The sequence below is a fragment of the Streptomyces sp. NPDC050703 genome, from assembly GCF_040654435.1.
Classification (GTDB): Bacteria; Actinomycetota; Actinomycetes; order Streptomycetales; family Streptomycetaceae; genus Streptomyces.
In genome coordinates this window covers 1-22,850 of the sequence record NZ_JBFAHX010000073.1, presented here as the reverse complement: position 1 = coordinate 22,850, position 22,850 = coordinate 1, and the positions used below count along the sequence as shown (strand labels likewise).

Annotated in this window: 20 protein-coding genes; 13 read left to right on the top strand and 7 right to left on the bottom strand. The window is 72.4% G+C overall.

Annotated features, from left to right (window positions below):
• Positions 1 to 90: 90 nt before the first annotated feature.
• From AB0I16_RS34915 to AB0I16_RS34895, 5 genes are read right to left on the bottom strand one after another with little or no spacing between them, the layout of a single operon-like run.
• Positions 91 to 1,020: an LD-carboxypeptidase gene (locus AB0I16_RS34915; RefSeq protein WP_363253698.1), complete on the bottom strand. Its 930-nt coding sequence runs from the start codon at positions 1,018 to 1,020 to the stop codon at positions 91 to 93.
• The gene (locus AB0I16_RS34910) at positions 1,017 to 3,005 is read right to left on the bottom strand and encodes a prolyl oligopeptidase family serine peptidase (protein WP_363253697.1); all 1,989 of its coding nucleotides are present in this window, start codon (positions 3,003 to 3,005) and stop codon (positions 1,017 to 1,019) included. Before AB0I16_RS34910 ends, AB0I16_RS34915 begins: the two co-directional genes overlap by 4 nt.
• Positions 3,006 to 3,031: 26 nt before the next feature.
• Positions 3,032 to 4,396, bottom strand: coding sequence for a M20/M25/M40 family metallo-hydrolase (locus AB0I16_RS34905; protein ID WP_363253696.1), 1,365 nt, complete (start codon positions 4,394 to 4,396; stop codon positions 3,032 to 3,034).
• On the bottom strand, positions 4,389 to 5,222 hold the full coding sequence (locus AB0I16_RS34900; protein ID WP_363253695.1) for a M55 family metallopeptidase: 834 nt from the start codon (positions 5,220 to 5,222) through the stop codon (positions 4,389 to 4,391). Before AB0I16_RS34900 ends, AB0I16_RS34905 begins: the two co-directional genes overlap by 8 nt.
• 11 nt (positions 5,223 to 5,233) lie before the next feature.
• Positions 5,234 to 6,184, bottom strand: a complete 951-nt coding sequence (locus AB0I16_RS34895; protein ID WP_363253701.1) for a kinase — start codon at positions 6,182 to 6,184, stop codon at positions 5,234 to 5,236.
• 204 nt (positions 6,185 to 6,388) lie between these two features.
• On the opposite strand from AB0I16_RS34895, the gene AB0I16_RS34890 reads away from it, so the two are divergent.
• From AB0I16_RS34890 to AB0I16_RS34865, 6 genes are all read left to right on the top strand, one after another.
• The gene (locus AB0I16_RS34890) at positions 6,389 to 7,381 is read left to right on the top strand and encodes a pyridoxal-phosphate dependent enzyme (RefSeq protein WP_363253694.1); all 993 of its coding nucleotides are present in this window, start codon (positions 6,389 to 6,391) and stop codon (positions 7,379 to 7,381) included.
• 74 nt (positions 7,382 to 7,455) lie between these two features.
• Entirely contained in the window at positions 7,456 to 8,292 is an 837-nt protein-coding gene (locus AB0I16_RS34885) for a DUF364 domain-containing protein (protein WP_363253693.1), read from the top strand.
• Entirely contained in the window at positions 8,289 to 9,563 is a 1,275-nt protein-coding gene (locus AB0I16_RS34880; protein WP_363253692.1) for an MFS transporter, read from the top strand. Before AB0I16_RS34885 ends, AB0I16_RS34880 begins: the two co-directional genes overlap by 4 nt.
• Positions 9,564 to 9,640: 77 nt before the next feature.
• Entirely contained in the window at positions 9,641 to 10,657 is a 1,017-nt protein-coding gene (locus AB0I16_RS34875; protein ID WP_363253699.1) for an iron ABC transporter permease, read from the top strand.
• A gap of 1 nt (position 10,658) precedes the next feature.
• Positions 10,659 to 11,426: an ABC transporter ATP-binding protein gene (locus tag AB0I16_RS34870; RefSeq protein WP_363253691.1), complete on the top strand. Its 768-nt coding sequence runs from the start codon at positions 10,659 to 10,661 to the stop codon at positions 11,424 to 11,426.
• Positions 11,427 to 11,482: 56 nt separating this feature from the next.
• Positions 11,483 to 12,481, top strand: coding sequence for an ABC transporter substrate-binding protein (locus tag AB0I16_RS34865; protein ID WP_363253689.1), 999 nt, complete (start codon positions 11,483 to 11,485; stop codon positions 12,479 to 12,481).
• 25 nt (positions 12,482 to 12,506) lie between these two features.
• On the opposite strand, the gene AB0I16_RS34860 is transcribed toward AB0I16_RS34865, so the two are convergent.
• Together AB0I16_RS34860 and AB0I16_RS34855 are read right to left on the bottom strand one after the other, a co-directional pair.
• Positions 12,507 to 13,373, bottom strand: a complete 867-nt coding sequence (locus tag AB0I16_RS34860; RefSeq protein WP_363253688.1) for an SMP-30/gluconolactonase/LRE family protein — start codon at positions 13,371 to 13,373, stop codon at positions 12,507 to 12,509.
• Positions 13,370 to 14,140, bottom strand: coding sequence for an IclR family transcriptional regulator (locus tag AB0I16_RS34855; RefSeq protein WP_363253687.1), 771 nt, complete (start codon positions 14,138 to 14,140; stop codon positions 13,370 to 13,372). The genes AB0I16_RS34860 and AB0I16_RS34855 overlap by 4 nt, the downstream gene beginning before the upstream one ends.
• A 252-nt stretch (positions 14,141 to 14,392) precedes the next feature.
• Between AB0I16_RS34855 and AB0I16_RS34850 the strand changes: the two genes are divergently transcribed.
• The 7 genes from AB0I16_RS34850 (at position 14,393) to AB0I16_RS34820 (ending at position 22,792) form a co-directional block, all read left to right on the top strand.
• On the top strand, positions 14,393 to 15,559 hold the full coding sequence (locus AB0I16_RS34850; RefSeq protein ID WP_363253686.1) for a mandelate racemase/muconate lactonizing enzyme family protein: 1,167 nt from the start codon (positions 14,393 to 14,395) through the stop codon (positions 15,557 to 15,559).
• On the top strand, positions 15,556 to 16,584 hold the full coding sequence (locus AB0I16_RS34845; protein WP_363253685.1) for an alcohol dehydrogenase catalytic domain-containing protein: 1,029 nt from the start codon (positions 15,556 to 15,558) through the stop codon (positions 16,582 to 16,584). The genes AB0I16_RS34850 and AB0I16_RS34845 overlap by 4 nt, the downstream gene beginning before the upstream one ends.
• Positions 16,585 to 16,708: 124 nt before the next feature.
• Positions 16,709 to 17,677 carry a hypothetical protein gene (locus AB0I16_RS34840; RefSeq protein WP_363253684.1) on the top strand — a complete coding sequence of 323 codons (969 nt, stop codon included), beginning with the start codon at positions 16,709 to 16,711 and terminating at the stop codon, positions 17,675 to 17,677.
• 4 nt (positions 17,678 to 17,681) lie between these two features.
• On the top strand, positions 17,682 to 18,788 hold the full coding sequence (chvE, locus tag AB0I16_RS34835) for a multiple monosaccharide ABC transporter substrate-binding protein (protein ID WP_363253683.1): 1,107 nt from the start codon (positions 17,682 to 17,684) through the stop codon (positions 18,786 to 18,788).
• The gene (gene mmsA, locus AB0I16_RS34830) at positions 18,785 to 20,347 is read left to right on the top strand and encodes a multiple monosaccharide ABC transporter ATP-binding protein (protein WP_363253682.1); all 1,563 of its coding nucleotides are present in this window, start codon (positions 18,785 to 18,787) and stop codon (positions 20,345 to 20,347) included. The genes chvE and mmsA overlap by 4 nt, the downstream gene beginning before the upstream one ends.
• Before the next feature lie 9 nt (positions 20,348 to 20,356).
• On the top strand, positions 20,357 to 21,589 hold the full coding sequence (mmsB, locus tag AB0I16_RS34825) for a multiple monosaccharide ABC transporter permease (protein WP_363253681.1): 1,233 nt from the start codon (positions 20,357 to 20,359) through the stop codon (positions 21,587 to 21,589).
• A 36-nt stretch (positions 21,590 to 21,625) separates the two neighbouring features.
• Positions 21,626 to 22,792: an aldose epimerase family protein gene (locus AB0I16_RS34820; protein WP_363253680.1), complete on the top strand. Its 1,167-nt coding sequence runs from the start codon at positions 21,626 to 21,628 to the stop codon at positions 22,790 to 22,792.
• Positions 22,793 to 22,850 lie beyond the last annotated feature (58 nt).

Sequence of the window (22,850 nt, the reverse complement as noted above, 5' to 3'; positions counted from 1 at the left end):
GTGTGGTGCAGTCCTAGACAGCTCCACCACACCGGAGGTCTTCGCCTTTGATCAAGACCCCCGTGTCAACAACGCTCGTGATCAATACACCTAGCCGAGCGCGGGCGTCCGGAGCGTCAACGTGCCCGCGTCCGCGTCCAGTTCGGCCGCCGCCCCGAACGGCATGGTGAGCGCCCCCGCGCAGTGCCCGAAGCCGAACTCCTCGGCCACCGGCACGCCGAGTCCGCCGAGCCGGTCGGCGAGGACGGCGCGCACCTCGTCGTAGGGCCCGCACGCCTGCCAGGAGCCGAGCGCGACGCCCGCGACCCCCGTCAGCCAGTCCGCGCGCAGCAGCTGGGTGAGGATGCGGTCCAGGCGGTACGCCTCCTCTCCCATGTCCTCCAGGAGGAGCAGGCCGCCGCGCGCGGAGGGCCGTGCGCCCGGTGTGCCGAGGTCGGCGGCGAGCAGCGACACGCAGCCGCCGAGCGTGACGCCCTCGGCCCGGCCGCCGACCAGCGCGCCCGCGCCCTCCGCGGCCGTGATCACCCGGGCGTCCTCCGGGGTGAACAGGGTCGTGCGCAGGTGGTCCTGGGCCCGCGCGTTCTTCAGGAAGTCCTCGGTCGCGGTCATCGGGCCGTGCAGCGTGGCGACGCCGAGCCGCGTGGCGAACGCCTCGTGCAGGGCGGTGATGTCGCTGTAGCCGAGGAACACCTTGGGCGCGGCCCCGCGCATCGCGTCCCAGTCGACGAGGTCCACCATGCGCTGCGCGCCGTACCCGCCCCTGGCGCAGAAGACGGCGGCCACGGACGGGTCGCACCATGCCCGCTCCAGGTCGCGGGCCCGGCTCGCGTCCGTGCCGGCGAGGTGGCCGAGGTCCTGTCCTGTGTCGAGGACGTGGGGCATGGCGAAGGAGTCCAGGTCCCAGCCGCGCAGGATGTCCAGGCCCGCCTGGAGCCCGTCCTCGGGTACGGGCCCGCTGGGCGCGACGACGGCGACCCGGGCGCCGGGCGCCAGCCGCGGAGGACGTACGAGGGGTCTCACTTGTCCAGCTCCAGGGTGGGGACGCGGCCGGCGAGGCCGATGCCGAAGACCTGCGCGTACAGGGAGAGCTCGGCCTCCAGGGCGCGGACCATCGTGTCGGCGCGGCGGAAGCCGTGCCCCTCGCCCTCGAAGGCGATGGCGGCGTGCGGCAGGTCGCGCCGCTGCGATCTGGCGAGGAACTCCTCGGACTGGGCGGGCGGGCAGACCACGTCGTCGAGCCCCTGGAGGAGCAGGAACGGCGCGGTGATCCGGTCGGCGTGTTCGAGGGGCGAGCGCTCCGCGTACCGCCCGGTGACCTCGGCGAACGGGCCGACGAGCGACTCCAGGTAGCACGATTCGAGGTCGTGGGTGCCGCCGGATGCGAACGCGGCGAGGTCGAGCACCGGGTACAGGAGGGTGCCGCAGGCGTAGACGTCCGTGGTGGCGAGCGACGCGGCCGCGGTCCAGCCGCCCGCGCTGCCGCCCCTGATCGCGAGCCGGTCCCGGTCGGCGGTGCCCTCGTCGGCGAGCGCGAGGGCGACCGCCGCGCAGTCGTCGACGTCGACGATGCCCCACTGCTCGCGCAGCCGCTCGCGGTAGGCGCGGCCGTAGCCGGTGGAGCCGCCGTAGTTGACCTCGACGACGCCGATGCCGCGCGAGGTGAAGTAGGCGATGTCGAGGTCGAGCACGAGGGGCGAGCGGGTGGTGGGGCCGCCGTGCGCCCACACCACGTAGGGCGGCAGCTCGTCGTCGGGCGCGGTGTGGCCGGGGTGGTGGGGCGGGTAGACGTGCGCGTGGATGTCGCGCCCGGCGGGGCCGAGGAAGGTGCGGATCTGCGGTTCCGGGTAGTACGTGGGGTCCACGGGGTCGTCGTGGGCGGCGCCGACGACCCGGGCGTGGCCGGTGCCGGTGTCCAGTTCCACGACCTCGTACCCGCTGCGGGGGCTCGCGGCGACGCCGAGCACCCGGGGGCCGTGCGCGGCGACGCTCGCCGCGAACTCCGTCCAGGGGCCCGCGGCGTCGACGACCTCGCCGGTCTCGGGGTCGAGTATGCCGAGGCAGGAGGAGCCCGTGCCGTGCACGACGGCGACGAGGCCGCTGTCGAGGGGCGCGAACCAGTTCAGGCCGATCTGCCAGAGCGGGCCGGCGAACTCCTCCTCGCGCGGGCAGAGCGGACGTACGCTCGCCGGGGCGTCCGGGGTGGCGCGGTACAGGTTCCACCAGCCGCTGCGGTCGCTGGAGAACAGCAGCCGCCCGTCCGGCGCCCACTCCACCTGGGCGATGGACTCGTCGGGGCCGCCGGCGAAGGCGCGGGCGGGGCCGAAGGCGCCGTCCGCGCGGACGTCGGCGACGATCAGCTCCGTGCCGTCCCACGGCATCCGCGGATGGTCCCAGGCGACCCAGGCGACCCGGCCGCCGTCGGGCGAGAGCCGGGGCCCGGTGACGAAGCGGTGGGCGCCGTCGGACAGTTCCCGCACGGCGGTCCGGTCGTCGGCCGCCGAGCCGTCGAGCGGCACCGCGGCGATCACCCGCCGCACGTCGGTGGACGACTGCCCGGTGAACTCCTCGCCCACGCACCAGACCTCGCCCCGGTCGACGAGGACCACCGGGTCGGCCCACCGCAGGCCGCCGCCCACGCCGGAGAGCGGGGTCAGGGGACGCGGCTCGGCGCCGGGCGTGTCGGGCTCGTACGCGTACAGGCGCTGGTCGGCGAAGTCGACGAAGACGAGCAGCGGTCCCTCGGGCCGGTCGGCACCGGCCCAGGGCCGGCCGCCGTACTCCACGACGCGGCTGCGCGCGTTCCACGGCGCGGGCAGCACCGTGCGCTCCTCGCCGTCGGGCAGGCGCCGCACCAGCGCGCGGCGGCCGGCCTCGGCGGGCCGCGGCTCGGTCCACCACGCCTCCGCGCCGACGTAGCCGACGTACGCCGGGGCGCCGTCGTGTGCGGCGGCGAGACCGGCGTCGATCGGTGACGGCCATGATCCGTACGCCCGGGTCTGCTTCATGTCCCTCTCGTCCCCCAATGTCGTTCCTAGGCCGTACGCAGAAAGCGGTCGAGGACACGGACCCCGAAGTGCAGTGCCTCGATCGGCACGCATTCGTCGACCCCGTGGAAGAGCGCCTGGTAGTCGAAGCCCTCCGGTGTCCTGAGCGGCGAGAAGCCGTAGCCGGTGATGCCGAGGCGCGAGAACTGCTTGGCGTCCGTGCCTCCCGACATGCAGTACGGCACGACGTGCCCCTCGGGCGCGAACTCCTCGACGGCGGCGCGCATGCGCGCGTACGTCGGCGAGCCGACCGGCGCCTGCAGCGCCACCTCGCGGTGGTGGAACTCCCAGTCGACGTCAGGCCCCGTGAGCCGGTCAAGCGTGCTACGGAACTCTTCCTCGCCGCCGGGCAGAAAGCGGCCGTCGACGTAGGCCACGGCCTCCCCGGGGATCACATTGACCTTGTAACCCGACCGCAGCATCGTGGGGTTGGCGCTGTTGCGGACCGTGGGCTCGACGAGCGCGGCGGTCGGGCCGAGCTTCTCCAGGAAGTCGTCCACGTCGAAGCCCGGTGCCTCGGGGTCGCCCTGGAGGCCGTAGAGCGCGCCGAGTTCGGCGAGCGCGGCCCGCACGGTCGGGGTGAGCCGCACCGGCCACCGGTGCTCGCCGATGCGGGCGATGGCGGCGGCGAGCCTGCTCACCGCGTTGGCGCGGTTGACCTTGGAGCCGTGGCCCGCCTTGCCGCGCGCGGTGAGCTTGAGCCAGCCCGTTCCGCGCTCGCCCGCGGCGATCGGGTAGAGCTGGTTGCCGCGCCCGTCGTGGAAGGTGAAGGCCCCGGACTCGCTGACGCCCTCGGTGCACCCCTCGAAGAGCGGGGCGTGCTTGTCGGCGAGGAATCCGGAGCCGTCCTCGGCGCTGGCCTCCTCGTCGGCGGTGAAGGCGACCACGATGTCGCGCCTCGGCCGCACCCCGGCGCGGGCCCAGTGCCGGACGACGGCCAGGATCATCGCGTCCATGTTCTTCATGTCGATCGCGCCGCGGCCCCAGACGACGCCGTCGCGGATCTCCCCGGAGAAGGGGTCCACGCTCCAGTCGGCGGCCTCGGCGGGCACGACGTCGAGGTGGCCGTGGACGAGGAGCGCGTCGGCACCCGGGTCCGTGCCCTCGATGCGGGTGACGACGTTCGTCCGCCCGGGGCTGCGTTCGAGGAGCGTGGGCGTCAGACCGGCCTCGGAGAGCCGCTCGGCCGCGTATTCGGCGGCGGGCCGCTCGCGGCAGTCGCCGCCGCCGCGGTTGGTGGTGTCGATGCGGATCAGCTCGGAGGTGAACGCCACGACCTCGTCGAGCGCCCGCGCGTCCACCCGGTCGCCGCCCCCCGAGCCCTGACCGTGCTCCTCGTCGTGCTCAGCCATACTGCTCCTCCACGGCGGCAGAGGCGATCGTCGTAACCGCCTTGAAGGTACGGATTCCCTCGTACATGGTCTCGCTGTCGTAGGCGACCCTGCGCTCCCCCGTCCGGCGCACCCCGGGTACGACGGTCGACGCCATGGACAGGTGTTCGGCGTCGAACTCGACCTCGACGGTGAACGGTCCCGCCGCCACCGGCTCCCGGCGGCCGGCGAGCCCGGCGGCCTCCTTGGCGGCGGCGCGGATGTCGGCGGCGGTGCGGGCCGGGGTGCGGCAGACGGCCGCGTAGCGCGAGACGTGGTCCTTGACGGCGACCTTGAGCGCGCCGGGCGCGTAGCCGAGTGCGTCCTCGCAGGCCAGGTCGTCGCCGGTGACGAGCACCACGGGGACGCCGAACTCGGCGACGACGTGCGAGTTCAGCAGCCCCTCGCTGGCGCGGACGCCGTTGACCCAGACGCCGGTGATCTGGTTGGCGAGGTAGGTGTGGGCGAGGACGCCCTCCATGCCCGCGCCCGCGTGGTAGCCGACGAACGCGATGCCGTCGACGTCGCCGTGCTGGACGCCCTCGACCATGGACAGCGACTTGTGCCGTCCCGTCAGCATCTCGGCCCGCTCGTCCAGCTGCTCCAACAGGAGGTTCCGCATGGTCCAGTGCGCCTCATTGACGAGCACCTCGTCGGCCCCGCCGTCGAAGAAGCCGAGCACGGCCGCGTTCACGTCCGAGGTGAACATCGATCTGCACCGTTCCCACTGGGCGGTGCCCGGCAGCACGTCGGCCGGCCAGGTCACTCCGGTGGCGCCCTCCATGTCGGCGCTGATGAGGATCTTCATGCTGCGTCACGTTACGCGTGGGGACGGCCGCCGTTCCAGCCCGAGACGGTGTTCGCGCCCGTGTCGAAGCTCAGGGTCCGGTAGACCGCCACCCCGCCGGTGAGTTCCGCGCAGGCCCGGGCCGCCGCCGTCACCCGCCGGGTGTACGAGGGGTCGGTGGCGTCGAGCAGTATCCCGAGCGTCGTACCGCTGTGGCCCACGGCGACGCCGAGGCCGCCGACCTCGCGACAGATGGCCCGCATCGGTTCGAGGGCGTGCTTGTGGCGCAGGGCCTGGTTCATCAGGGCGCTGCGTGTGGCGACCCTGCCGACCTCGGCGAGGTCCCTGGCGCGCACCGCGTCGGTGAGCCTGCCGAGCAGGCCGGCGTAGGCGCGCCGGTCGGCGGCGGTGAACGGCTTGGGGATGCGGTTGAAGTCCACGGTGTCGACGGCGCCGCCCTCGTCGACCCCGACCACGGCCATGGCGGGCAGCGAGCCGAGGACCGAGCGGAGCCGGACGCTGCGGTGGTGGAAGGCGACGATCGCGGGGTAGAGCACGCCGTCGGTGGGCTCGATGCGGGCCAGGAGCCGTTCGACGCGGGTGGGCGGCATCGCGACGTCCAGGGCCCTGCCGACCGCCCGCGCGGTGGCCACCAGGTCGGCGGAGGAGCTGGCGAGGCCCTTGCCCTCGGGGATCACGCTGCTGACGGTGAGCACCCCGCCGCGGGCGGGGCCGCGGGGCGCCGACGCGGCGATCATCCGCGCGAGGCGCAGCGCCTTGGTCTTGTGCGGCGGCCACACCTCGATGTCGCCGGAAGCGGAGCCCTCGCGGAAGGCGGCCATCGTCCAGCGGGCGACCGGCAGCGTCACGAGGAAGTCCCCGTCCTCTTCCGGGAGTACGCCTTGCAGCAGCTCGCCGAAGGTGCCGAAGGCGGTGCCCGTCCCCGTCCTCGCCGGCGGCTCGCGGCGGGGCGGGCGGGGCAGGACCGCGGCCTTCTGGGGCAGCTTCACACGTCTCCTCTCGACTGCGCGGGGCGTACGGCTCGCCGTCCCGCGGGGGCCAGTGTGCCGACCTTACCCGGTCTTGACAATCATTTTCATCTAGTGTGATGCTCTCGACCTCTTCGGCGCTCAGCCCGATCTCAGCCCTGTCCCAGTCCTGTCCCAGTCCTCCGGGGGGTCCCAGCCATGCACGCGCACATCGCAGAAGCGGTGAAGAAACCCGACCTCATATCCCTCGAACCCGGCCTTGCCTGCCTGCGGTTCGAGACCATGAAGATCTACTCGGCCCTCGGCGCCGTCCGGCACCTGCTCGACACCGGGGCGGTGCGGCCGGGCGACACGCTCATCGACAGCTCCAGCGGCATCTACGCCCAGGCCCTGGCGCTCGCCTGCCACCGCTACGGGATGAAGTGCCACATCGTGGGCTCCACGACCGTGGACCGCTCCACCCGTGTCCAGCTCGACATCCTCGGCGCCACCCTGGAACAGGTCGCCCCCTCCACGGACCTCCGGCTCGACCAGGAGGCACGGGTGCGGCGCATCGCCGAGATCCTGGCCGCCAACCCCTCGTACCACTGGATGCGGCAGTACCACGACGCCATCCACTACCACGGCTACCGCGAGGTGGCCGAGTCGATCTGCCGGGAGATCCCCACCGGCCCCCTCGCGCTGGTCGGCGGCGTCGGCTCCGGGGCCTCCACCGGCGGCATCGTCAGCTACCTGCGGGAGTCGGGGCGGGACGTGACGCTGGTCGGCGTGCAGCCCTTCGGCAGCGTCACCTTCGGCTCCGAGCACGTCGCCGACCCGGACATGATCATCGCCGGGATCGGCAGCGCCATCGCGTTCGAGAACGTCCGGCACAAGCTGTACGACCGCGTGCACTGGGTCAACTTCGACTGCGCGGTCTCCGGCGCGGTCGCCCTGCTGCGCACCAGCGGCATCTTCGCGGGGCTCTCGGCGGGCGCCGCGTACCTCGGCGCGCTCTGGGAGCGGCGCCGGGACGACTCGCGCACCTACGTCTTCATCGCCGCCGACACCGGCCACCGCTACGTCGACAGCGCCTACGCCCGGCACGAACAGGTGCCGGACATCGACACGTTGAAGCCGCACGAGATCACCTCGCTCGACGAGCTGCGCCTTCCCTGGTCCACCGCGGACTGGCCCACCGCGGCCCCCTGAAGCCGCCCTTCCGGCCACCCCCCTCAGGCAGTCCCTCAAGCAGTCCCTCAGGCAATCCCTCAGAGAGAACACACATGGCACACCCCGCTCCCCAGACCGTCGCCGAGCTGACGGACGCCGTCCTCGCAGGCGCCCATGGGCCCGACCCGGCCGACCTGACCGTCACCAGCGCGTTCTGGCTGTACAACACCACCCGCCTCGCGGGCGGCGACGTCACCTACCACAACCACTACCTGCTGTTCCGTGTCGGCGACGCCTTCGGCGCCTGCTCCTTCGAGGCCGGCGAACTCGCCCCCGAGTTCTGTGAGAACGCCTCCGGGCAGTCCCTCGCCAAGCTGCTGCGCCACGAGTCGGCACCCGTGCGCACGGCCGCGCTCGACGCCTACCTGGCCCGCGTGCGCCCGCACCGCGACGCCCCCGGCGCCGAGCGCGTGATGCTGCCGACCGGCACGCCCGAGGTGCGCGCCGAGGCCCGTGACGCCGCCGTCGCCGGGCTGCTCGACATCGCGCCCGGCGCCAAGGTCGCCCTCATCGGCGTCGTCAACCCCCTGGTAGCGGCGATACGCGAGCGGGGCGGCGTCCCGCTGCCCTGCGACCTCAACCTCCGCACCACCGCCTGGGGCGACCCGGTCACCGACGACATGACCGAGGTCCTCGCCGAGGCCGACGCCGTCGTCGCCACCGGCATGACGCTCAGCAACGGCACCTTCGACCTGATCCTGCGGCACTGCGTCGAGCACGGGACGCCGCTGACCGTGTACGCCCAGAGCGGCAGCGCCGTCGCCCGCGCCTTCGTCGGCTCCGGCGTGACCGCGCTGAACGCCGAGCCGTTCACCTTCTCCCAGTTCAGCGCCGACGCCACGCCGATGTACCGCTACCGCGCCACGGCCGGGGACGGAGCGGCAGCGTGAGCGTCGAAGCCGTGCGGGACCCGGCGCCCGGCGGCGGCGCCGACGAGGCGGTCCCCGGCGACCTGCGGATGGCCCGCGCCCTGTGGCCCGTGCTGCTCGCCTCCGCCGTGGGCCTGCTGCCGTTCACCGTGTTCAGCACCTACCTCGTGCCCATCGCCGACGACGCGGGCAGCGGCGTCGCCGCGATGGGCGGCCTGCGCGGACTCGGCGGTCTGGCCGCCCTGCTCGTGGGCACCGCCCTGGCCCCGTTCATCGACCGCGTCCCCAAGGAGCGGGCCGCGGCGGGCGCGCTCGTCGCACTCGGCGTCTCCACCGCCCTCGGCGCCGCCGGCGGCTTCGCCCCGTTCGCCGTGTTCTGCCTCCTCGTCGGCGCGAGCACCGCCGTCCTGAACCCGGCGCTCACCGCCGCCGCGGCCGACCGCTTCGGCTCCGGCAAGGCGGCCGGCCGCGCGGCCACCCTGGTGACCGCGACGACGTCCATGACCGCCATGCTCGCGGCGCCGGTCATCGCGCTGCCCGCGCTGTTCTGGGGCTGGCGGGGCGACCTGCTCGCCGTGACGGCGCTCTCGCTGCTGCTTGCCGCGGTGTTCGTGGCCCGGCGCGGCAAGGGGCAGGAGACACCCGCTCCGTCGAGCGCGCCGAGCGTCGGCTACCTCGCCTCGTTCAGGGCGCTCGCCGCGGTACGCGGCGTGGTGCCGCTGCTCCTGATCGGCTTCCTGCGCACCGCCGTCTTCATGGGCTACCTGGCGTACCTCGCGGCCTTCTACGAGGAGCGGTTCGACCTCGGCGCCGGGCTCTTCACCCTCGTGTGGACGCTCAGCGGCGCGGCGTTCTTCGTCAGCAACCTGCTCACCGGGCGGGTCACCAACTCCGCCGCGCCGCGCGTCAGCACCGAGCGCATGCTCGCCATCGGCCTGGTCGCGGCCCTGGTCTCCGTCGTGGGCTTCTACTTCACGCACTGGCTGCCGCTCGCCCTCGCCATGACCGCGCTGCACGCGGCGAGCCACGCGATCGTCGCCGCCTGCGTGGTCAGCCTCCTCGTGCGGCGCTGCGGCACGGCGCTGCGCGGCTCCGCGCTGAGCCTGAACGCCGCGGGCCAGAGCCTCGGCGTCTTCGCCGGCGCGGCGCTCGGCGGGGCGGGCCTCGGCCTCGCCGGCTACCCCGGCACCGCCGCCGTGTTCGGCGCCCTGGTCGTCGCGGCGCTCGGCGCGGCCGTCCTGGTGCCGCGCGGGCGCGGGGGCGACGACGTGACGGAAGCGGAGAGCGCGTGAGCACCGTCGCGGAGGCCCTGCCCGCGACGCCGAGGACCACGCTGCGGGAGCGGCTCGCCTCGCCGAAGGTGCTCGCGCTGACCTGCGTCGCGCTCTTCCTCGTCCTCGTCGCGTCCGTCGTGGTCGCCATCGGCCTCGGCGCGGCCCTGGTGACGCCCGCCGAGACCGCCCGCTATCTGTGGGCGGCGCTCAGCGGCGGCCGCATCGCCGCCGACGAGATCACCACGTACCAGATCATCTGGCAGATCCGGACACCGCGCGTGCTGCTCGCCGCGCTGGTGGGGGCCGGTCTCAGCGCGGTCGGCGTCGCCATCCAGGCGATGGTGCGCAACGCCCTGGCCGACCCGTTCGTCCTCGGCGTCTCCTCGGGCGCCTCGGTGGGCGCCGTCGGTGTGACGGTGACCGGGGGCCTGGCCGCGCTCGGCGTCTACGCCGTCTCCGCCGGGGCGTTCATCGGCGCGCTCGTCGCCTCGTTCCTCGTGTACGCGGCCTCGTCGAGCCGGGGCGTGCTCTCGCCGCTGCGGCTCGTCCTGACGGGCGTGGCCATGTCGCTCGGCTTCCAGGCCCTGATGAGCGTCATCATCTACTTCGCGCCGGACAGCGAGGCCACCGGGATGGTCCTGTACTGGACCATGGGCAGCTTCGGCGCCGCCGGTTGGGGCGCCCTGCCCGTCGTCGCCGCCGTCGTCCTGCTCGGCCTCGCCGTGCTGTACCGGTACGGGCGCGCCCTCGACGTCCTCGCGCTCGGCGACGAGACCGCGGCGAGCCTCGGCGTGAGCGCCGACCGGCACCGCAGGTCCCTGCTCGTGGTGGTCTCGCTGATCACCGGCGTGATGGTGGCGGTCAGCGGGGCGATCAGCTTCGTGGGGCTCGTCATGCCGCACCTGGTGCGCATGGTCGTCGGCGCGGGCCACGCCCGGGTCCTGGCGGTCGCCCCGCTGGTCGGCGCGGTCTTCATGGTCTGGGTCGACCTGCTCTCCCGGACGGTGGTCGCCCCGCGCGAACTGCCGCTCGGTGTCATCACCGCGCTCGTCGGCGTGCCGGTGTTCATCACGCTGATGCGCCGCAGGGGCCATGTCTTCGGAGGGCGCTGAGATGGATCTGCACATCGACGGACTCGGCGTCACCATCGACGGCAGGAGCCTGGTCCGCGACCTGTCGCTCGACGTGGCCGACGGCGAGGTCGTCGGCCTGGTCGGCCCGAACGGCAGCGGCAAGTCGACGGCCCTGCGCTGCGTCTACCGCGCCCTGCGCCCCGCGGCGGGCACCGTCCGCGTCGGCGGCGACGACATCACCCGGCTGCCGATGCGCCGCAGCGCGCGACTGCTCGCCGCCATGACCCAGGACGGCGCCGTCGACCTCGACTTCACCGTGGAGGAGGTCGTGGCGCTCGGCCGGGCCCCCCACCAGCGGGGCAACCAGGCGCTGACCGGGCGTGAGCGGGAGCTGTGCGCGGCGGCGATGGAGCGGCTCGACATCACCCACCTGGCCCGGCGCGGCATCCTCACGCTGTCCGGCGGCGAGCGCCAGCGCGTGCTGCTGGCCCGCGCCCTCGTCCAGGAGCCGCGCGTCCTCGTGCTCGACGAGCCGACCAACCACCTCGACGTCCGCCACCAGGTGGAGATCCTCTCCCATCTGCGGGGCGCGGGCCTGACCGTCCTCGTCGTCCTGCACGACCTGAACCTCGCCGCCGCCGCCTGCGACCGGCTCGGCGTGCTCCACCAGGGGCGTCTGGTGGCCTCCGGGACCCCCAAGGACGTCCTGACCGAAGCGCTGGTCGCGGACGTCTTCGGCGTACGGGCGACCGTCGTGCCGCACCCCCTGACCGGCGACCCGCAGCTCCTGTACGCCCTCCGCTCCTGAGACCCACCGACCCGCACCACCTGTCCTGTGAAAGGCACCGACGTCCCATGTCCCACATGTCCCACACCCGGACCATCGCCCTGGGGTCCGCCCTCGCGGCCACACTGCTCCTGAGCGGCTGCGGCGCCGAGGTCGAATCGGGCGGCGGCGCCGAGGCCGCCGAGAAGGTCACCGTGAAGAGATGCGGTGAGCCCGTCTCCTACCGCGTGCCGGAGCGTGCCGTGGCCTACGAGGGCGGCAGCGCCGACAAGCTGTTCAGCCTCGGCCTGACCGAGCACGTGGCGGGCTACGTGATGCCGCCCGCCAATCCGCCGGTGAGCGAGTCGCCCTGGGCGTCGGAGTACGCCGAGGTGAAGATGCTCAGCGACGACCTGCTCAACAAGGAACTCGTCGTCGAGGCCAAGTCCGACTTCGTCGTCGCCGGCTGGAACTCCGGCTTCAGCGACCAGCGCGGCATCACCCCGAAGATCCTGGACAAGCTCGGCATCCAGAGCTTCATGCACACCGAGAGCTGCTTCAACTACCCGAAGTACCCGCAGAAGGTCACGCCGTTCGACGCGCTCTACAGCGATCTGGAGCGGCTCGGCAAGATCTTCCGGGTCGAGGAGAAGGCCGAGCGGGTGGTCGGCGGGCTGAAGAAGCGCGTGGCGGCCGTCAAGGAGAAGGCGCCGAAGGGCGGCGACCCGGTGCCGGTCTTCCTCTACGACTCCGGCACCGACCAGCCGTTCACCGCGGGCAGCCAGGTGCCCCCGAACGACATCATCAAGACGGCGGGCGGCAGGAACATCTTCGACGGGCTCGACGAGCGCTGGACCCAGGTGAACTGGGAGGCGGTCACCGAGGCCGAGCCCGAGGTCGTCATCATCTTCGACTACGGCGACCAGCCCGCCGAGAAGAAGATCGAGTTCCTGAGGAAGTCCCCGCACACCAAGGAGCTGCCGGCCGTGAAGAAGAACAACTTCTTCGTGCTCGACTACAACGAGGGCATCAGCGGGCCGCGCAACATCGACGGCCTGGAGAAGTTCGGGAAGTACCTGCGGGAGCTGAAGCGCTGACCTCCCCGGCCCCCGGACTCCCGCCTCAGCCCGCGAAGGCCGTGCCCGGCATCCCCTGGCCCGCGTCCGGCAGCACGAGCACCGAGCCCGCCAGCGGGTGCGGGTGCTCCTGGCCGACGCGGGCCGTGGTGATGTAGAGGTCGCGCAGGCCGGGGCCGCCGAAGGCGCAGGCGGTGGGGCGGGGCACCGGCAGGTCCACGGTCAGGTCGAGCCGCCCGTCCGGGGTGTACCTGCGGACGGCCCCGCCGTTCCACAGGGCCACCCAGACGCAGCCCTCCGCGTCGACGGTGAGCCCGTCGGGGTCGCCCGCCCCGTCCTCCCCGATCACCGCGAACGGGCGCCGGCCGCGGGCGGTCCGGCCGTCGAAGTCGAGGACGTCGACGCGCCGCGTGGGGCTGTCCACGTAGTACATGAGCCGCCCGTCGGGGCTCCAGCCCGTGCCGTTGCTGACCGCCACGTCGCCGACGCCGGCGCCCTGGTCGGCGGTGGTCCCGTCCGGGGCGACGCGGGTGAGGCCGCCGCCGCCCGGTGCCTCGTCGTAGCGCATGGTGCCCGCCCAGAGCGAGCCGTCGGGCGCCACCGCCGCGTCGTTGCCGCGCCGTCCCGGCACCGGGTCGCGCACCAGCCAGGAGAAGGCGGCGCCGCCGGGCCCGTAGAGCCCGATGCCGTCGCGGAGGTTCACCACGAGGCCGCCGCCCGCGCGGGGCTTCGCGGCGCCGACGTGCTGCCCGGTGGCCATGACCGTGCGGCGGCCGTCGCCGGGGTCGTAGGTGTGCACGCGCGAGCCGAGGATGTCGACCCAGATCAGCCGCCCGGTGTCCGCGTCCCAGGTGGGGCCCTCGCCGAGCTGCGCCTCCGCGCGCACGGCGACCTCGTACGCGGTGGTGCTCACCGCGCCTCCCGGTGGCCGAGGCGGATGGACAGATCGCCCGCGCCCTTGGCGGCCAGCTCGGCCAGTTCCCGCTCGCGCTCCTCGCTCCAGCGGATCATCGGCACGGAGATGGAGAGCGCCGCCACGACCCGGCCCGCGCTGTCCCGCACCGGCGCCGCCACGCAGCTCACGTCCGGGTTGGACTCCCGGTGCTCGACCGCGACACCCCGCTCGCGGATCTCGGCGAGCGCGGCGAGCAGCTCGTCGGGGTCGGTGATGCTGTCCGGCGTCATCGCGGCGAACTCACGGCCGCGCAGCCGCGCTTCGAGCTCCGGTTCCGGCAGCGAGGCGAGGAGCATCTTGCCGACCGAGGTGCAGTGCGCGGGCAGGCGGCGGCCCGCCGCGGAGACCATGCGCACGGCGTGCGTGGAGTCGACCTTGGCGATGTAGATGACGTCCGTGTCCTCCAGGACGGCGACGTGGACGGTCTCGTCGCAGGTCTCGGCTACCTCGCGGGCCATCTGCTGCCCCTCGGCCGCGAGGTCGAGCTGCTCCGCGTACCTGCTGCCGAGCTGGTAGGTGCGCACACCGAGGCGGTAGCGGCCCGGCTGGTCCGGTACCTGGACGAGGTAGGAGCGGGCGGCCAGAGTGGTGAGCAGTTCGTGCACGGTGGTGCGCGGCAGCTGGAGCCTGCGGGTCACCTCGGGCGCGGAGAACGTCCCGTCGCCCTCAAGGAAGAGTTCCAGTATGTCCAGCGACCTGGTCACCGCGGGTACCAGTCGTCCCATGAATCGGCCTTCCACCCCTGCGCGTCCGAGACTTCGGTCGCTGATCGATATGACGAACACAGGGTAGGCACGGTGCCGTTCGCGGCGCAATGGCCGTCCGGTCGCGAGGTGGCGGTCGCCGTGAGGGGCGACGGGCCGCCCCCTCAAGACCGTTCAGCCATACCCATTGACACGTTCCGGCCACCGTGATTACCGTCACGCCAACATTTCGAACGTGTGACGAAATACCGAACAATTCAAGGGGCAACTGCCTTGCGTATCACGGGAATCAGCACGCATGTCGTCGGAACGCCCTGGCGTAACCTCACCTACGTCCAGGTGCACACCGACGAGGGCCTGACCGGAATCGGCGAGACCCGCATGCTCGGGCACACCGACGCGCTCATCGGCTACCTCCGCGAGGCGGAGGCGAACCACATCAAGGGCTCCGACCCGTTCGCGGTCGAGGACCTGGTCCGCAGGATGAAGTACGGCGACTACGGCCGGGCGGGCGAGATCGTGATGTCCGGCATCGCGGTCGTCGAGATGGCCTGCTGGGACATCAAGGGCAAGGCGCTCGGCGTCCCCGTCTGGCAGCTCCTCGGCGGCAAGGTCACCGACCGCGTCAAGGCGTACGCCAACGGCTGGTACACCACCGAGCGGACCCCGGAGGCGTACCACAAGGCGGCCAAGGGCGTCATGGAGCGCGGCTACCGCGCCCTGAAGATCGACCCCTTCGGCACCGGGCACTACGAACTCGACCACGAGCAGAGCCTCTACGCGGTCTCCCTGATCGAGGCCGTCCGGGACGCGATCGGCCCCGAGGCCGAGCTGATGCTGGAGATGCACGGCCGGTTCGCGCCGAGCACCGCGATCCGCCTCGCCCGCGACCTCGCGCCGTTCCGCCCCGCGTGGCTGGAGGAGCCGGTGCCGCCGGAGAACCTCAAGGCCCTGGAGAAGGTCGCCGCGAAGGTCGACATGCCGGTCGCCACGGGTGAGCGCATCCACGACCGCATCGAGTTCCGCGAGCTGTTCGAGAGCCAGGCGGCCGACATCATCCAGCCCGACGTCGGCCACATCGGCGGCATCTGGGAGACCCGCAAGCTGGCGGCCACCGCCGAGACGCACTACATGCTCGTGGCCCCGCACAACGTCGGCGGCCCCGTCCTGACCGCGGCCTCGCTCCAGGTCGGCTTCACCGCGCCGAACTTCAAGATCCTCGAACACTTCAACGACTTCGCCGACGCGGACATCAAGAAGGTCGTCAAGGGCGCGCCGCGGGTCGACCCGGAGACCGGCTGCTTCGAGCTGTCCCACGCGCCGGGCCTCGGCGTCGAGCTCGACACCGACGCCGCCGCGGAGTTCCCCCAGCAGCAGGCCCGGTTCGACCTGTGGGCCGAGGGCTGGGAGAAGCGGGCGCCGGGCGGGGCCGAGGGGTGAGCGAGGGGACGGCGGGCAGCCGCGCGGTCGTCGTCGAGCGCCCCGGCGCGCACCGCCTGGTCACCGGGGACGTCCCGGAGCCCGGCCCCGGCGAGGTCCTCGTGAAGGTGGCGGCGGCCGGGATCTGCATGAGCGACCGCGAGGTGTACGACGGCCACCGCGACGCGGCCTACGTGCGCTACCCGGTGGTCCCCGGCCACGAGTGGTCCGGGACCGTGGCGGCGGTGGGCGCGGGCGTCGACCCCGCACTCGTCGGCCGCGGAACCGTCGCCGAGGGGTTCCGCGCGTGCGGCGGCTGCGAGCGCTGCCGGTGCGGGGAGACCAGCCTGTGCGAGGGCGGCTACGCGGAGACCGGGTTCACCGAGCCGGGCGCCTTCGCGGACCACCTCACGGTGCCGGCCCGGCTGCTGCATCCGCTGCGGGACGACGCGGACCTGCGGGCCGCCGCCCTGCTCGAACCCTCGGCGGTGATCGCCGCCGCCGTGCGCGCGGGGCGGCCGCGGCCCGGTGAGCGCGTCGCCGTCGTCGGCGCGGGAACGCTGGGGCTGCTCGCCGTGCAGCTGCTCGCGGCGTCCAGCCCCGCCGAGCTGGTGGCCGTCGACCCCCGGGCCGCCCGGGGCGAGCGGGCCAGGGTGTTCGGGGCCACGGACGCCCTGTCGCCCGAGGAGGCGGCCTCGGGCCCCGGCGGCTTCGACCTGGTCGTCGAGACCGCGGGGGCGCCGACCACGGCCGCCTCGTCCTGCCTCCTCGCACGCAGGGGCGGGCGGGTCGTGCTCACCGGGATGTTCGCGCCGGGGGCGGTGGGCATCGACCCCGTGCATCTGTCCCTCAGCCAGCTGGAGGTGCGCTCGGTCTTCGGGGCGCCGTCCGCCGCGTGGTCCGACGCGGTGCGGGCCTTCGGCCTCGGGCTGCTCGACCCCGCCCCGCTGATCACGCACGAACTGCCGCTCGAACGGTTCGGGGAAGCCGTCGCCCTGGTCGGCTCGGGCGACCCGAAGGTCGGGAAGGTGCTGCTGGTGCCCTGACGTTCCGCCGTGTTCCGCCGCGGGCCGGTCGCGCCCCGCGGCGGAGCCGCCGATGACACAGCCCCGCGCCCCCTCGGCGCGTTTACGCCGAACTCTGTTCGTGATCTCGAACCATTGGAGTACCGTGTCTGCCCCGTCCGTACCCCGGCGCCCCGGCGCCGACGCCCTCGCCCGCATCGGGCACCCCGTGCCGCCCGTCGAGGCGGCCGACGCCTCCCCGCACACGTTCCCCGACGGCGGGACGTGGCGCACCGAGATCCCCTCCGTCGAGGGGCCCGAGGCGCTCGCCGCCGTACTGAAGGAGAGCGCGCGGCTCGACGTGCCGGTGCACCGGATCAGCCAGGGCAGCGGCGTCTGGATGCTCCGTGACGTCGAGATCACCGAGATGGTGGACGCCTGCGCCGAGCGCGACATCGAACTGTGCCTGTTCACCGGGCCGCGCGGCACCTGGGACATCGGCGGCTCCACGCGGACCGACTCCGGTGGCGCGGGGCTGCGCGCCCGCGGCCACGACGCGCTCGCCGGCTGCGTCGAGGACGCCGTACGCGCCACGGAACTCGGCGTGCGGTGCCTGCTCGTCGCGGACGAGGGCGTGCTGTGGACGCTGCACAGGCTGCGCGCCGCCGGTGTGCTGCCCGCCGGCACCACCTTCAAGCTGTCCGCGCTGACCGGTCCGGTGAACCCGGCCTCGTACGCCGTGTACGAACGGCTCGGCGCCGACTCGCTCAACGTGCCGTCCGATCTGCCCCTGGCGCACCTCACCGAGATCCGCCGGGCCAGCCGGGCCCCCATGGACATGTACGTCGAGGCGCCCGACGACCTCGGCGGCTACGTCCGGATGTACGAGGTCGCCGAGCTGATCAGGCGCGGCGCCCCGCTGTATGTGAAGTTCGGCCTCTCCAAGGCCGCCGGCATCTACCCGTACGGCGCCCACCTGCGCGAGCACGCCCTCGCCACGGCCCGGGAGCGGGTCAGGCGGGGCCGGCTCGTCCTGGATCTGCTCGCCCGGCACGGCGCGGACGGCGGCATGTCGCCGCTCGGCTCGCGGCACCCCGGTGAGCTGTGCCGTTTCCCCGTCCCGGAAGGGGACTGAACCCATGCGCACCCGCACTCCCGGCCTCGTCGCCGTCGCCGCGCTGCTCACCTTCTCCCTGGCCGCCTGCGGCCAGGAGGCCAAGGGCGGCAGCCGCTACAAACCGGATGACGGCAAGGGCGGCACGATCGGTCTCGCGATGCCCACCAAGTCCTCCGAGCGGTGGATAGCCGACGGCAAGAACATGGCGGAGCAGTTCAAGAAGGCCGGCTACGAAACGGACCTGCAGTACGGCGACGACAAGGTGGAGAACCAGGTCGCCCAGATCGAGAACATGATCACCAAGGGGCACCGACTGCTCGTGGTCGCCGCGATCAACGGCTCGGCGCTCACCGACGTGCTGAAGCGGGCGCACGACGCGGGCATCCCCGTGATCTCGTACGACCGGCTCATCCTGGGCACGGAGAACGTGGACTACTACGCGTCGTTCGACAACGAGCGCGTCGGCCGCCTCCAGGGCCAGTACCTCGTCGACGAGCTGAAGCTCGGCAAGCCCGAGAAGGGCGGTGCGGCCAAGTCCGTCGAGCTGTTCGCGGGCGACCCGGACGACAACAACACGAAGTACTTCTGGAACGGCGCCATGAAGGTGCTGAAGCCGTACTTCGACAGCGGTCAGCTCGTCGTCCGCAGCAAGCAGACGAGGATCAACCAGGCCACGACCCTGAAGTGGGACGGCGGCACGGCGCAGAAGCGCATGGACGACCTGATCAGCAAGAGCTACGGCGACAAGCGCGTCGACGCGGTGCTCTCGCCGTACGACGGCATCTCCATCGGCATCATCTCGGCGCTGAAGAGCGCGGGCTACGGCACCGGGAGCGAGCCGCTGCCGGTGATCACGGGCCAGGACGCGGAGCTGGCGTCGGTGAAGTCGATCATCCGCGGCGAGCAGACGCAGACGGTCTTCAAGGACACGCGCAAGCTGGCCGCGCAGACCGTGAAGATGGGCGACGCCGTGCTGACCGGCAAGAAGGTCCAGGTCAACAACACCACCGACTACAACAACGGCAAGAAGACCGTCCCCGCCTTCCTGCTCGAACCGGTGAGCGTCGACAAGTCCAACACCAGGCTCCTCGTCGACGAGGGGTACTTCACGGCGGGACAGCTGAAGTGAGCGCTCCGCTGCTGGAGATGCGGGGCATCACCAAGACGTTCCCGGGCGTCACGGCGCTCTCCGACGTTCGGCTGTCCGTACGGCCCGGGGAGATCCACGCGATCTGCGGGGAGAACGGCGCCGGCAAGTCGACGCTGATGAAGGTGCTCAGCGGGGTCCACCCGCACGGCAGCTACGACGGGGAGATCCTCTTCGAGGGCGAGCCCGTGGCGTTCAAGGACATCCGTGCCAGCGAGCGCCGCGGCATCGTGATCATCCACCAGGAGCTGGCGCTCGTCCCCTATCTGTCGATCGCCGAGAACATCTTCCTCGGCAACGAGCAGGCCAGGCGCGGCTTCATCGACTGGAACGACACCCTGCGCCGGGCGAGCGCCCTGCTGAAGCGGGTCGGCCTGCACGAGAAGCCGCAGACGCCGGTCTCCGACATCGGGGTCGGCAAGCAGCAGCTCGTGGAGATCGCGAAGGCGCTGTCGAAGGAGGTGAAGCTGCTGATCCTCGACGAGCCCACCGCGGCGCTCAACGACGAGGACAGCGCGAAGCTCCTCGACCTGATCGTGGAACTGCGCGAGCAGGGCATCGCCAGCATCATCATCTCGCACAAGCTGAACGAGATCCGGCAGATCACCGACGCGGTGACGATCCTGCGCGACGGGCGGTCCATCGAGTCGCTGACGGTACGGCAGACCCCCGAGGCGACGGCCGAACTGTCCGAGGACCGCATCATCCGCGGCATGGTCGGCCGCGATCTCGACCACCGCTTCCCCGACCGCACCCCGTACGCGGGCCAGGACGCGGACGAGCCGGCCCTGTCCGTCGAGAGCTGGACCGTGCGCCACCCCGTGGACCATCAGCGCACCGTCGTCGACGACGTGTCGCTGACCGTGCGGCGCGGCGAGATCGTCGGCATCGCGGGCCTGATGGGCGCGGGCCGCACGGAGCTGGCCATGTCCGTCTTCGGGCGGTCCTACGGGCAGTACGTGGCGGGGACGGTGGCGGTGAACGGCCGCCCCGTGGTCACCAAGACGGTCCCGGCGGCGGTCGACGCGGGCATCGCCTACGTCACCGAGGACCGCAAGCGGTACGGCCTGAACCTCATCGACAACATCAACCGCAACGTCTCCCTGGCCTCGCTGCCCGGCATGCGGCGGCGCGGCGTGGTCGACGAGCACCACGAGCGCCAGGTCTCCGAGCGCTACCGCAAGTCGATGAACATCAAGACGCCCACCGTCTTCGAGCAGGTGGGCAGGCTCTCCGGCGGCAACCAGCAGAAGGTCGTCCTGAGCAAGTGGATTCACGCCGACCCCGAGGTGCTGATCCTCGACGAGCCGACGCGCGGCATCGACGTGGGCGCCAAGTACGAGATCTACACGGTGATCGACCGGCTCGCGGCGCAGGGCAAGGCGGTCCTCTTCATCTCCTCCGAGCTGCCCGAGCTGCTCGGGATGTGCGACCGGATCTACACGATGGCCGAAGGCCGCCTGACCGGTGAGGTCACGCGCGCGGAGGCCACCCAGGAAGTCCTGATGCGCCATATGACCAAGACGAGAAGCAAGAGCTGAGGGCCTGCCATGACCACCACGACCACTCCACCGCGGGACTCGTCCGCCGCCCCGCCGCCCGTCACCCGGCGGGCGGGCGCGCTGCTCATCGAGAGCATGCGCGCCAACATGCGCCAGTACGGCATGCTCATCGCCCTGGCCTTCATCGTCGTGCTGTTCCAGATCTGGACCGACGGCACGCTGCTGCTGCCGAACAACGTCTCCAACCTGATCCAGCAGAACGGCTACATCCTCATCCTGGCGATCGGCATGATGATCGTCATCATCGCCGGCCACATCGACCTGTCCGTCGGCTCCCTGGTGGCGTTCGTCGGCGCCATGTCCGCGGTGATGATGGTCAAGCACGACATGCCGTGGGTGCTCGCCCTCGTCCTCTCGCTGCTCATCGGCGCCGTGGCGGGTGCCTGGCAGGGCTTCTTCATCGCCTACGTCGGCATCCCGTCGTTCATCGTGACGCTGGCCGGCATGCTGCTCTTCCGCGGTCTGACGCAGATCGTCCTGGAGGGGCAGTCGCTCGCGCCGTTCCCCGACGGCTTCCAGAACATCGCCAAGGGCTTCATCCCGGAGATGGGCCCGTACACGCAGTACCACAACCCCACGCTGCTCCTCGGCCTCGCCACCATCGCCTTCCTGCTCTTCCGCGAGGTGCGGGACCGCAGGCGGCAGCAGGCGTTCGAGCTCGACGTGCTGCCGCAGGGCCTGTGGGTGGCGAAGTGCGTGGCGATGACGGCGGCCGTGGTGGCGTTCACGCTGACCCTGGCCAGCTTCCACGGCGTCCCGGTCGTCATGCTGATCATGTGCGGGCTGCTCATCGGCCTCGGCTACGTGATGCGCAACGCGGTCGTCGGCCGGCACGTGTACGCGCTCGGCGGCAACAAGGCCGCCGCGATGCTCTCCGGCGTCAAGGACAAGCGCGTCACCTTCCTGGTCTTCGTCAACATGGGCGTCCTCGCGGCGCTCGCGGGCTGCGTGTACGCGGCCCGGCTCAACGCGGGCACCCCGCAGGCGGGCCTCAACTTCGAACTGGAGGCCATCGCGGCGTCGTTCATCGGCGGCGCGTCGATGAGCGGCGGCGTCGGCACCGTCATGGGCGCCGTCATCGGCGGTCTGGTGCTCGGCGTCCTGAACAACGGCATGTCCCTGGTCGGCATCGGCACGGACTACCAGCAGGTCATCAAGGGTCTCGTGCTGCTCGCCGCGGTCGGCTTCGACGTGTGGAACAAGCGCAAGGTCGGCCGGTAGCACCTCCTCTCCCACCCCTTACTTCTGGAGCCGCACATGGAAACGAGCAGACGCACCGCCCTGGCCGGCGCCGCCGCGGGTCTCACCGCCGCCGTCACCGGCACCTCGTACGCGGCGGAGGGCGGCGCGCGGACCGCGCCGTCGTCGAAGCCGGTACGGGAACTCTTCGGCAGGCTCGCCGACGGGACCAAGGTGTACCGCTGGTCGCTGGCGAACGGCGGCACCCGGCTGAAGGTCCTCTCCTACGGCGGCATCGTGCAGTCGCTGGAGATCCCCGACCGCCACGGCCGCCACACCAACGTCTCTCTCGGCTACGACACGATCGAGGAGTACGTCGCGGGCACCACGTTCTTCGGCGCGCTGATCGGCCGCTACGGCAACCGCGTGGCCCGGGGCCGCTTCACCCTGGACGGGAAGACCCACCAGCTCTCCGTCAACGACGGGGAGAACAGCCTGCACGGCGGCGCGAAGGGCTTCAACACGCGCGTGTGGGACGTGGAGCCGTTCACGGACGCCACCGGCGTCGGCCTCGTCCTGCGGTACGTGAGCGTCGACGGCGAGATGGGCTACCCGGGCACGCTGCGCGTGAAGGTGACGTACACCCTCACCGCCCGCGGTGACTGGCGGATCGACTACGCGGCGACGACCGACAAGGCCACCGTCGTGAACCTCACCAACCACACGTACTACAACCTGGCGGGCGAGGGCAGCGGCGACATCTACGGCCATGAACTGAGCCTCGCCGCCCGCCGGTTCACCCCGACGGACGCCGGTCTGATCCCCACGGGCGAGCTGGCGCGGGTGGCCGGCACGCCCTTCGACTTCCGGCGGGCCAAGACCGTCGGACGGGACATCCGCACCGCCCACCCCCAGCTCGTGACCGCCAAGGGGTACGACCACAACTGGGTGCTCGACAAGGGGATCACGCGCGCCCCCGAGCACTTCGCGACGCTGCGGGACGCGGACTCCGGCCGCACCATGAGGATCGCCACGACCGAGCCGGGCGTGCAGTTCTACTCCGGCAACTTCCTCGACGGCACCCTCACCGGGCCCTCGGGCCGCACCTACCGCCAGGGCGACGGGCTCTGCCTGGAGACCCAGCACTTCCCCGACTCCCCGAACCAGCCGTCGTTCCCCTCGACGGTGCTGCGCCCCGGTGAGACCTACCGGTCGAGCACGGTGCACGGCTTCTCGGCACGCTGACCCCACGACGAGGCGCGGCACGGTCGAGGGGAACGACGGCTGGTTCGGGGAGTCGGGG

Excerpts from the sequence above, each read along its gene's own strand:
- chvE (WP_363253683.1), top strand. The coding sequence starts at position 17,682 with ATGCGCACCCGCACTCCCGGCCTCGTCGCCGTCGCCGCGCTGCTCACC.
- AB0I16_RS34905 (WP_363253696.1), bottom strand. The coding sequence starts at position 4,396 with ATGGCTGAGCACGACGAGGAGCACGGTCAGGGCTCGGGGGGCGGCGAC.
- AB0I16_RS34890 (WP_363253694.1), top strand. The coding sequence starts at position 6,389 with ATGCACGCGCACATCGCAGAAGCGGTGAAGAAACCCGACCTCATATCC.
- AB0I16_RS34865 (WP_363253689.1), top strand. The coding sequence starts at position 11,483 with ATGTCCCACACCCGGACCATCGCCCTGGGGTCCGCCCTCGCGGCCACA.
- mmsB (WP_363253681.1), top strand. The coding sequence starts at position 20,357 with ATGACCACCACGACCACTCCACCGCGGGACTCGTCCGCCGCCCCGCCG.
- AB0I16_RS34900 (WP_363253695.1), bottom strand. The coding sequence starts at position 5,222 with ATGAAGATCCTCATCAGCGCCGACATGGAGGGCGCCACCGGAGTGACC.
- AB0I16_RS34910 (WP_363253697.1), bottom strand. The coding sequence starts at position 3,005 with ATGAAGCAGACCCGGGCGTACGGATCATGGCCGTCACCGATCGACGCC.
- AB0I16_RS34870 (WP_363253691.1), top strand. The coding sequence starts at position 10,659 with ATGGATCTGCACATCGACGGACTCGGCGTCACCATCGACGGCAGGAGC.
- AB0I16_RS34885 (WP_363253693.1), top strand. The coding sequence starts at position 7,456 with ATGGCACACCCCGCTCCCCAGACCGTCGCCGAGCTGACGGACGCCGTC.
- AB0I16_RS34820 (WP_363253680.1), top strand. The coding sequence starts at position 21,626 with ATGGAAACGAGCAGACGCACCGCCCTGGCCGGCGCCGCCGCGGGTCTC.
- AB0I16_RS34855 (WP_363253687.1), bottom strand. The coding sequence starts at position 14,140 with ATGGGACGACTGGTACCCGCGGTGACCAGGTCGCTGGACATACTGGAA.